Origin of the sequence: Caulobacter sp. CCH9-E1, assembly GCF_001556515.1 — a bacterium.
Taxonomy (GTDB): Bacteria; Pseudomonadota; Alphaproteobacteria; order Caulobacterales; family Caulobacteraceae; genus Caulobacter.
On record NZ_LSJA01000120.1, the window covers coordinates 1 to 8,653 of the forward strand.

General features: G+C 66.4%; 5 protein-coding genes. 1 reads left to right on the top strand and 4 read right to left on the bottom strand.

The genetic code is table 11. From position 1 onward, the window contains the following. Positions 1-85: 85 nt before the first annotated feature. Positions 86-1,645: a glycoside hydrolase 43 family protein gene (locus AX690_RS07810; protein WP_066682968.1), complete on the top strand. Its 1,560-nt coding sequence runs from the start codon at positions 86-88 to the stop codon at positions 1,643-1,645. Positions 1,646-1,647: 2 nt separating this feature from the next. Here the strand turns inward: AX690_RS07810 and AX690_RS07815 are convergent, their stop codons facing one another. From AX690_RS07815 to AX690_RS07830, 4 genes are all read right to left on the bottom strand, one after another. After that, positions 1,648-2,388, bottom strand: coding sequence for a FadR/GntR family transcriptional regulator (locus AX690_RS07815; RefSeq protein ID WP_066682969.1), 741 nt, complete (start codon positions 2,386-2,388; stop codon positions 1,648-1,650). A gap of 71 nt (positions 2,389-2,459) precedes the next feature. Further along, positions 2,460-4,049, bottom strand: a complete 1,590-nt coding sequence (locus AX690_RS07820; RefSeq protein WP_066682970.1) for an alpha-N-arabinofuranosidase — start codon at positions 4,047-4,049, stop codon at positions 2,460-2,462. Positions 4,050-4,200: 151 nt separating this feature from the next. After that, the gene (locus AX690_RS07825) at positions 4,201-7,104 is read right to left on the bottom strand and encodes a TonB-dependent siderophore receptor (protein WP_066682971.1); all 2,904 of its coding nucleotides are present in this window, start codon (positions 7,102-7,104) and stop codon (positions 4,201-4,203) included. A gap of 292 nt (positions 7,105-7,396) precedes the next feature. Further along, positions 7,397-8,437 (bottom strand): LacI family DNA-binding transcriptional regulator, encoded by a 1,041-nt coding sequence (locus tag AX690_RS07830; protein ID WP_255357059.1) that lies wholly within the window; start codon positions 8,435-8,437, stop codon positions 7,397-7,399. Between the last annotated feature and the right edge of the window lie 216 nt (positions 8,438-8,653).

Here is an 8,653-nt window from a genome sequence, read left to right on the forward strand (position 1 = left end):
CCGTCAAATACCAGCGCATCGCCCAGACCAAGGGCCTGCCCAGGGATAACCACTAGGCGCCAGTACAGAGTTTAGGGAGGCCGGCATGGCCAAGGTTCTCGGACGCGCCATGCTGGCCGTCGCTTCGGCGCTCGCCTTGAGCGCTGGCGTGGCTCACGCCCAGGTGTGGCGTTCGGACGCCGGCGACGGGACCTATCGCAACCCGCCGCTCAACGCCGACTATCCCGACCCCGACATCATCCGGGTCGGCGAGGACTTCTATTTCGCCTCGACCACCTTCGTGAACGCGCCGGGGCTCACCATCCTGCATTCGAAGGACCTGGTGAACTGGGACATCGCCAGCCACGTGATGCCCAGGCTCGTAGGCAATCCGAAATACGACCTCGCCGACGGCGGGGATTATCGTCACGGCGTCTACGCCCCGAGCCTCCGCTATCACAAGGGGCGCTTCTACGTCGCGGTCACGCCTGTGGGACGCCCGACGCGCATCTATTCGGCCGCCGACGTGCGCGGACCCTGGGCGATGCACGAGCTCGACCGCGAAGCGTTCGATCCGGCCCTGTTCTTCGACGACGACGGCCAAGCCTATATGGCCACCTCGATCGGTTCCGACGGGACGATCACCTTGCTGACGCTCAACGCCGACCTGACGGCCGTCACCAGCGCCCAGAAAATCCACTACATCAAGGGCGCCGAAGGCTCGAAACTGATCAAGCGCGACGGCTGGTACTACATCTTCAATTCCATCCCACGGCGCCTGGGGATGACGGTGTCGCGGGCGCGATCGCTGACCGGACCGTGGGAGACCCGCGACCAGATCGACGACAAGACCGGCGGCCACCAAGGCGCTCTGGTCGATCTGCCCGGCGGCGGCTGGTACGGCTTCGTCATGCTCGACGCGGGCGCGATCGGGCGGGTGACCAACATCAGCCCGGTTTTCTGGCAGGACGATTGGCCGGTCTGGGGCACGCCCGAGGCGCCTGGCCGCGTTCCCGCGACGGCCGCCAAGCCGATCCTGGGCAAGCCTTTCGTCGAGCCGCCCAGTTCCGATGACTTCGACAAGCCGACCCTCGGACGCCAATGGCAATGGAACCACAATCCTGACGACCGCCGCTGGTCGCTGGGCGAGCGTCCGGGCTATCTACGGCTCAGGGCGACCCGGGCCGCCGAGTTCTGGGGCGCGCGAAACACGCTGGTGCAGAAGGGGCAGGGGCCCAAGAGCCGCGCCGTGGCCAAGGTCGACGCGCGTGGCCTCGCCGTCGGGGACGCCTGCGGCCTGGGCACGTTCGGCAAGTTCTCCAGCCAGATCGTTCTGACGCGCAACGCCGCGGGACAGGGGGAGCTAAGCGCGCGTCTGGTCGAGAGCACCCAGGCCGGTCCCGTCACGACGCCGCGTGGCGGCTCGGTTTCCGTCCCGCTGAAGGACCTGTGGCTGTCGGTCGAGATGGACTTCACCACAGACAAGTCCGCCCTGGCCTACAGCCTGGACGGCGAGGCCTGGACGCCGCTGCCGGGCGAGTTCCCGCTGGCCTATGACTGGCGTACGGGCACGTTCCAGGGCGAGCAATATAGCCTGTTCTGTTACAATCCGAACGGCGGCGAAGGCCGACTGGACGTCGATAGCTTCACCCTGTCGAAGCCCTGAAACTACATCGCCGAGCGGGTGTCCTCGAGCGCCAGCTCGACCAGGGTCCGCATCGCGGCGCTGGCGGCTTCGGGGTCGCCGGCGGCGATCGCGTCGCAGACCTTAGCGTGATCGGGAACCGGATCGCGGGGCAGGGCGCGAGAGCGCTGCTTGAACTCCGTGGTCCAGCTGACCGCGGCGCTGATGCTGGCGCTAAGCGCGATCATCGCGTCGTTGTGGGTGGCGCGCAGCAGGGCGTCGTGGAAGGCGCGGTCAGCGGCGCGGCCGGCTTCCGTCGCCAGGGTGTGACGGCGCATGCCGGCGAGCGCGTCCTTCATGGCCTTGATGTCGTCCTTGTCGCGGCGCTCGGCGGCGAAACGCGCGGCGGCGGGCTCGACCACCGACCGCAGCTCGAAGAGGTCGCGCACGAAACTGACGTCAGGCTCACTGGCCGAGAAGGCCCAGGCCAGGACGGTCGGGTCCAGGATGTTCCAGCGGCTGCGGGGCAGAACCCGCGTACCGGCCTTCGGGCGGCTCTCGACCAGCCCCTTGGCGGTCAGCACCTGCACGGCCTCGCGGTAGGCGCTGCGCGAGACGTCCAGCGCCTCGGCGTTGGCGATCTCGCCGGTGAGCTTCTCGCCCGGGGCGATCTGTCCGGAGACGATCGCCGTGCCGAGATAGTGCGCGACCGCGCCGCGCAGACGCCGACCCGAGCCTCTCGTCGACTTGGGGATCGACTTGATCTCAGGCTCTTCGGTCGGCATGCGTCAGACTCCTGGCGGCGTTCTGGGTTCTATAAGCGCAACCGTGTTACCCTTGGCAAGTTACGAGCCCTTTACGGCTCGAGCTGGACGACGACCACCGACTTGGCGGGAATGTCCAGATCGAGGCCCTTGGCGCCGGCCTTGGCCGAATAGGGCTTGGGAACGACCACGGCCGGGGCGTCGAAGGTGTTGACCGCATCCACACGGGCCGCGGTCAGGACCTGGCCTTTCGCAGAGCCGCTTTTGCTTCCCGCCACGTTCGCGGAGATCTTGGCCGGCCGCGCGGGATCGAGATTGGTGACCGCCAGCCACAGCTTGCCCTGGGTGTCGCGGGCGGCGATCGCGTCGACGCGGGGGAGGGTGACGTCGCCCTGCGTATAGACGCCCTTGTCGATGCTGACTGGGACGAAGGTGGCGTCCTGGAAGGGCAGGTACATCTTGTAGACATGATACGTCGGGGTCAGAACCATCTTGTCCTTGTCGGTCAGGATCATCGCCTGCAGGACATTGACCATCTGGGCGATGTTGGTGATCCGCACCCGATCGGCGTGACGCGCGAAGATGTTCAGGTTCAGGGCCGCGACGATCGCGTCGCGCAGGGAATTCTGCTGGGCCAGGAAGCCGGGATTGACGCCCTCCAGCGGCGCCAGCCAGACGCCCCATTCGTCGACGGCCAGGGTGACCTTCTTCTCGGGATCGTACTTGTCCATGATCGCCGAGTGCTTGGTGATCAGATCGTCCATGCCCAGCGTCTCCTTCAGGAGCCTGGCGTAGGCGGTCTCGTCGAACTTGGTGCTGGAGTAGGACGGCGGCCAACCGCCCGTCGTGTAGGAGTGAAGGGAAAGGCCCTCGATGTTCCAGGCCCAGTCATGGGACTTCTGCGCCGCCATCACCGCCTCGGTGTAGGCGGGATCGGCCTGGTTCGGACCGACCGCGATGCGCTGCATCGCCTCGGCGCCCGTCTGCTTGGGATTGTAGTTCCGCACGAAGCGGGCGTAGCGCTTCATCTCGTCGGCATAGTACTCGGCGCGCATCGCCCCGCCGCAGCTCCAGCTCTCGTTGCCGAGCCCCAGGTACTTGACCTTGTAGGGAGCAGGGTGGCCGTTGGCCGCGCGCTCCTTGCCGGCGGTCGTGGCCGGATCGGCGGTCATGTACTCGACCCACTCGGCCGCCTCCTGAACCGTTCCGGAGCCGACATTGACAGAGACATAGGCCTCGCTGCCGATCTGCTCGACGAAGTCCATGAACTCATCGGTTCCGAAGGTGTTGGGCTCGACCGCGCCGCCCCAGTTGGAGTTGATCGTCTTGCGACGCGCTTCGGCGGGGCCGATGCCGTGGCGCCAGTGATACTCGTCGGCGAAGCAACCGCCGGGCCAGCGGACGTTGGGCACCTTGATGGCGCGAAGGGCTTCGACGACGTCTTTGCGGATGCCGCGGACATTGGGGATCGACGAGTCCTTGCCGACCCAGACGCCGCCGTAGATCCCGGTTCCGAGGTGCTCGGCGAACTGGCCGAAGATGTTCCGATCGATCTTGGCGCCGGGCGAACCCGCGTCGATGCGCAGCGGGATCGGTGCGTCGGCCTTGGTCTGGGCGAAAGCCGGCGCCGCCAGCGTCAGAGCCATGGCGGAGACGGCCAGCGGCCGGGCAAATCGGAACATGTCTTCTCCCAGATCGCTTGCCTGATGACGCCGGTTTCCGGCGTGCTTGGCGAGTTTGGTGGTGCGCTGAATAATGGTCGGACAAATAGGCAGGTCAACCAAGGTCTGGCGTGTCGGCGCGGCGCCGTGAAGGCGCCACGCCGACCGCGGCCTAGAACTTGAAGCGCACGCCGGCGCGATACATCCGGCCGACGATGTCGTAGAGCGCCGGGTTGGCGTAGTTCGGAGACTTGGCCGGATCGCGATCGAACAGGTTGTCGACCTTGAAGTAGGCGGTCACGTCGTCGCGGATCTTATAGGTGCCGCCAACATCCATGTAGAACGCGCCGGGCATGAAGTTCTTGTCGATCGTCGGCGCGTTGGCCGTCGAGACCGGACAGGTTCCCGGAGCGCACACGACGTACTGGTTGCCGTAGTTGCCGTCCGTGAACCAACGCTCCTGCAGCGTCACGCTGAAGCGATCGGTCTCGTAGCTCTGGATCGCCAGCCACTTCCATTTGGGCGTGTTGCCTTGGTTCACGCCCGCGGAGTCGACCGGCACGGTGCCGGGCAGGCCGGTGTCGGTCCAGAATTCCCGGATGTGAGTGGCCAAGGCCCGCAGGGTGAAGTTGCCGGAGAGGCCCAGCGGCTGGCGCCAGCGGTAGCTGGCCTCGATGTCGAAGCCGCTGGTCTTGATCGACGCCAGGTTGAAGGACTGGACGTTGATGTAGTTCGGACCGTTGGGGTTGTTGAGGTTATAGGCGCCGCAGGTCTGGGGCAGGATGTTGCGGAAGCAGTAGTCGACGATCTGGGCCGCGCCCAGGCTGGAGACGACGTCGTCGACCTTGATCTTGTAGTAGTCGACCGACGCGCTGAAGCCCGGCAGCCAAGACGGATTGGCCAGCACGACCCCGATCTGGGAGTTGCGGGCGATCTCCGGGGTCAGGTTCGGGTTACCGACGGCGTTCTGGATCGCCACGACGTTCCGGTTGTTCACCGGGTCGAAGAAGTTCGGCAGGGTCGTGGTGACCGGCGCGGCGAACAACTCCGACAGGTTGGGCGCGCGGACGTCTCGCGAGGTCACGCCGCGGAAGCGAAGGCCATCGATCGGCGTGTCCCAGGCGCCGCCGGCCTTCCACGTCCAGATCGTGCCCGAGGTGCTGTAGTCGGTGACCCGCGCCGCGGCGTTGAAGTTGGCGCGGCCGACCTTGTCGTTGTCGAACAGCGGCAGGTCGACTTCCAGGAAGGCTTCCTTGACGTTGTAGACCCCGTCGCCGTTCTTGTAGTTGCCCGCGTGCCAGTTGTTGCCCAGCGACGACATCAGCGGATCGGCCGGATAGGCGCCGCCATTGGGGCTGCGATCGGCGATGCCGGCGCCGTACGGATCCGCGCGGACAGTATAGAATTCCCGGCGATACTCGGCGCCGAAGGCCACCGATAGGGGGCCGGCCCAAAGATCGATCGGCGCGCCTGAGAAGTTCAGGCTGGCGACGTCCTGGGTCATGCGCAGGCGCTGGAACGGGCCGGCGGCGGGCTGAACATACTCAAGCGCCGCGGCCGAGGGCGGCTTGCCGCCGAAGATGTTCAGCGGCTGGCAGCCATTGGCGCGCGCCACCGGATCGGCGCAGACGATCGCGCCGTTCAGGGTGATGGCCTGGATCGCCTGGTTGAAGTGCGGCGTCAGCAGGATGTGGTCGACGTCGACGGCGGCCTTGTTGACGCCATGCTCGTAATAGGCGTCATACGACCAGTCGGAGCCCATCGCGGCGAACTTGCCCTTCAGGCCGGCGACGACGCGGTACATGCGGCGGTCGGTGTGGACCTTGGTGTTGGGCAGCAGGGCGTTGCTGGTGCCGAACTGGAAGCTGGTGATCCCGGCGGTCGCACAGGCGTCTCGCACCGAGGTCGGCAGATACGGGTTGGCGCACTGCAGCGTCAGGCCCGTCCGGTTCATGCCGTTGACCGGCTGGTTGCTGGTCTTGACCTGGCCCAGGTTGAACGAAACGTAGGCCTCGTTGTTCTCGGCGAAGTCGTAGCCGATGCGGCCGTAGCCAACCTTGCGCTCGATCGCCGACTGCAGCGTGCGGCCGCTATCGACGTTACCCGACAGGTCGCCGCCGACGCAGAAGCCCGGCAGACAGCCCAGGACGGCGCCGCCCGCGGTCTTGGACGGCACGCCGCCCGAGCCGTACTGGAACTGGAAGGGTTGGCCGCTCTGGTCGAAAGCGATGCCCTGCAGGGGTCCGGCCGTGATCAGGCCGTACTTGGTGTAGGCGTAGGGCTGGGCATAGTCGCGCATCAGGTACTGCGGCGACTTATCGTCGACGACGTTGCGATTGATCATCGTCGTCTGGGTGAACCAGTGGCGATCGCCCGCGAGGTCCAGGCCGAAGTCGCCCGGGCCGACGCCGTCTTCCTTGGCCCACTCGACGCTGCCGACCACGTGCACGCGGTCGCCGGCGAAGCTGCGGCCGCCCGCCAGCTGCACCATGCCCTGCTTGTTGTCGTCGTACTTCGAGACGCCGGCCTGGATATTGCCCTTCAAGCCTTCGAAGCGGGTGTCGGTGATGAAGTTGACGACGCCGCCCACGGCGTCGGAGCCGTACGAGGCCGAGGCGCCGCCGTTCACCACGTCCACGCGCTGAATCAGCAGTTGCGGGAACAGGCTGACGTCCGTGACGCCGGTGTAGTAGGCGCCGACCACGCGCTGGCCGTCCAGCAGGGTCAGGGTGCGGATGGTGCCCAGGCCGCGCAGTGAAAACGAGCTCAGACCCTGCTGGCCGCTGGACGTGCTGAAGGTGTTGGTGGCCGAGCCGCTGGACCCCTGCAGCGACGGTAGCTGCACGATCGTCGCGAAGACGTTGGGTTGGGCGTTGTTTTGGATCTGGTCTTCGCCGATCACCGAGGTCGGGGTCGGGGCGGTAAAGCCGGTAGTCTGGATCCGCGTGCCAGTGACCACGATCTCGCTCACGACGGCGTCGTCGGCGGAGGAGGGGGGCTTGGGCGCAGGCGCCGATTGCGCCAGGGCCGGTCCGGCGACCAGCATCGACATCAGCGCGGCCGCGCCCGCGGACATCAGCGCCTGTCCTCGCAGCCTAGTTGGCGCCCCACCGACGGAGAATTCGTCTGCGACGGTTCGCGGCGACGGCAGCGGCGCGCGTGAATGGTTCATGCCTGTGGCACGCATTTTCGGTTTCCCTCCCAAGGCGCGCGACGTCGTTGCGTTCGCGCGTTTTTTCACGTCGCCGAGCCCCTTTTGGCGGGAACGGTAACGTTACCATATCGGTGGTATGCCGATGCGGGGAGGGAGTCAATACTCCGACATAATAGTCATCGCGGACGAGAGGCGGGGGCTGTGGACCGTCGGATCAGGCGAGCGACGGCGGCGCTGTCGACTGACGCGCGACGATCTCGTGTTCGAGAACGTGCTCGCGCCGCGCCTGGCTATCCTGCGCGGTCCTGGCGATCTCGGCCGTCAGTAGGCCCAGCGCTTCGGCGGCCAGCTTGCGGACCGGCTGATGGACGGTGGTCAATGGCGGCCACAGAGTCACGGCGGCGGGCGTATCGTCGAAACCGACCACCGTCAGTTCGCGCGGCACGTCCAGATGGCGGCGGTGCGCTACGGAGACGGCCGCGGCCGCCATGTCATCATTGCTGGCGAAGATCGCCGTCGGCGGCGGCGTCGCTTCCAGCAGTTGTTCGGCGGCGGTCAGCCCTGAAGCGAAGCTGAAATCGCCTTGGGCGACCACCGTCGTGACGCCCGGAGCCTCGCTCACGGCGTCCTGGAAGCCCGCCAGGCGCTGGCCGCTGGCGGCCTGATCGGGGTTGCCCAGGATGAAGCCCAGATGGCTATGCCCTAGGCCGATCAGTTCGCGGGTCATCTCATAGGCGGCGCGACGATCGTCGATCCGCACGCAGATCGCGTCCTCGACGCCATAGGCGCCCACGGCGGCCATCGGCAGGCCAGCCTTGCCAAGCGCGCGCAGGACGACGGGCGACTCGCCCAGCGGCGGGGCCAGGATCACGCCGCGGATGCCAGCCGCCACCAGCGCCTTCAACTCCGCGACGCCAGGAGGGCGACCACCTTCGCCGCCTTTGAGAAGAATGAGACGAGCGCCCCGAATGGACGCTTCCTCGAACACGCCGGTCAGGAAATCGCTCATGAAGGCGGCGCTGGGATTGGAATAGACCACGCCGATCCGGAGCTCGGTCGAGGTCACCAGGCTGCGCGCGGCGACGTTCGGCGTGTAGCCGAGGGCGCGAATGGCCTCATTGACCGCTTGGCGGGTCTCGGGACCAACGCCTGGGCGATCGTTGATCACGCGCGACACCGTCATGGGCGACACGCCGGCTTGGGCCGCGACGTCGATGATGGTGGGACCGCGAATGGCTCCAGAATTCTTCGCCAATCTCGCTCGTCTCCCAAAAATCGTGCGACGGCTGGCGCGAAACATCGATCGGCCCGTCAAATGCTGTTTTGTAGCTCGCTGGCTTGGCGTCAAGCCTTGGCTCTCGCGCGAAGGCAATTATTGCCGATAATATATCTTAGACGATAACATGATGTAGTGTGGGCGGATTCTATTTTGAAGTGCGATTTGTGAGGGTTTTTATGGACTTAGGTCCAC

What these genes read in the sequence shown, in the direction of transcription:
- AX690_RS07820 (WP_066682970.1), bottom strand. Translation starts at nt 4,049, where the DNA reads ATGTTCCGATTTGCCCGGCCGCTGGCCGTCTCCGCCATGGCTCTGACG.
- AX690_RS07825 (WP_066682971.1), bottom strand. Translation starts at nt 7,104, where the DNA reads ATGTCCGCGGGCGCGGCCGCGCTGATGTCGATGCTGGTCGCCGGACCG.
- AX690_RS07815 (WP_066682969.1), bottom strand. Translation starts at nt 2,388, where the DNA reads ATGCCGACCGAAGAGCCTGAGATCAAGTCGATCCCCAAGTCGACGAGA.
- AX690_RS07810 (WP_066682968.1), top strand. Translation starts at nt 86, where the DNA reads ATGGCCAAGGTTCTCGGACGCGCCATGCTGGCCGTCGCTTCGGCGCTC.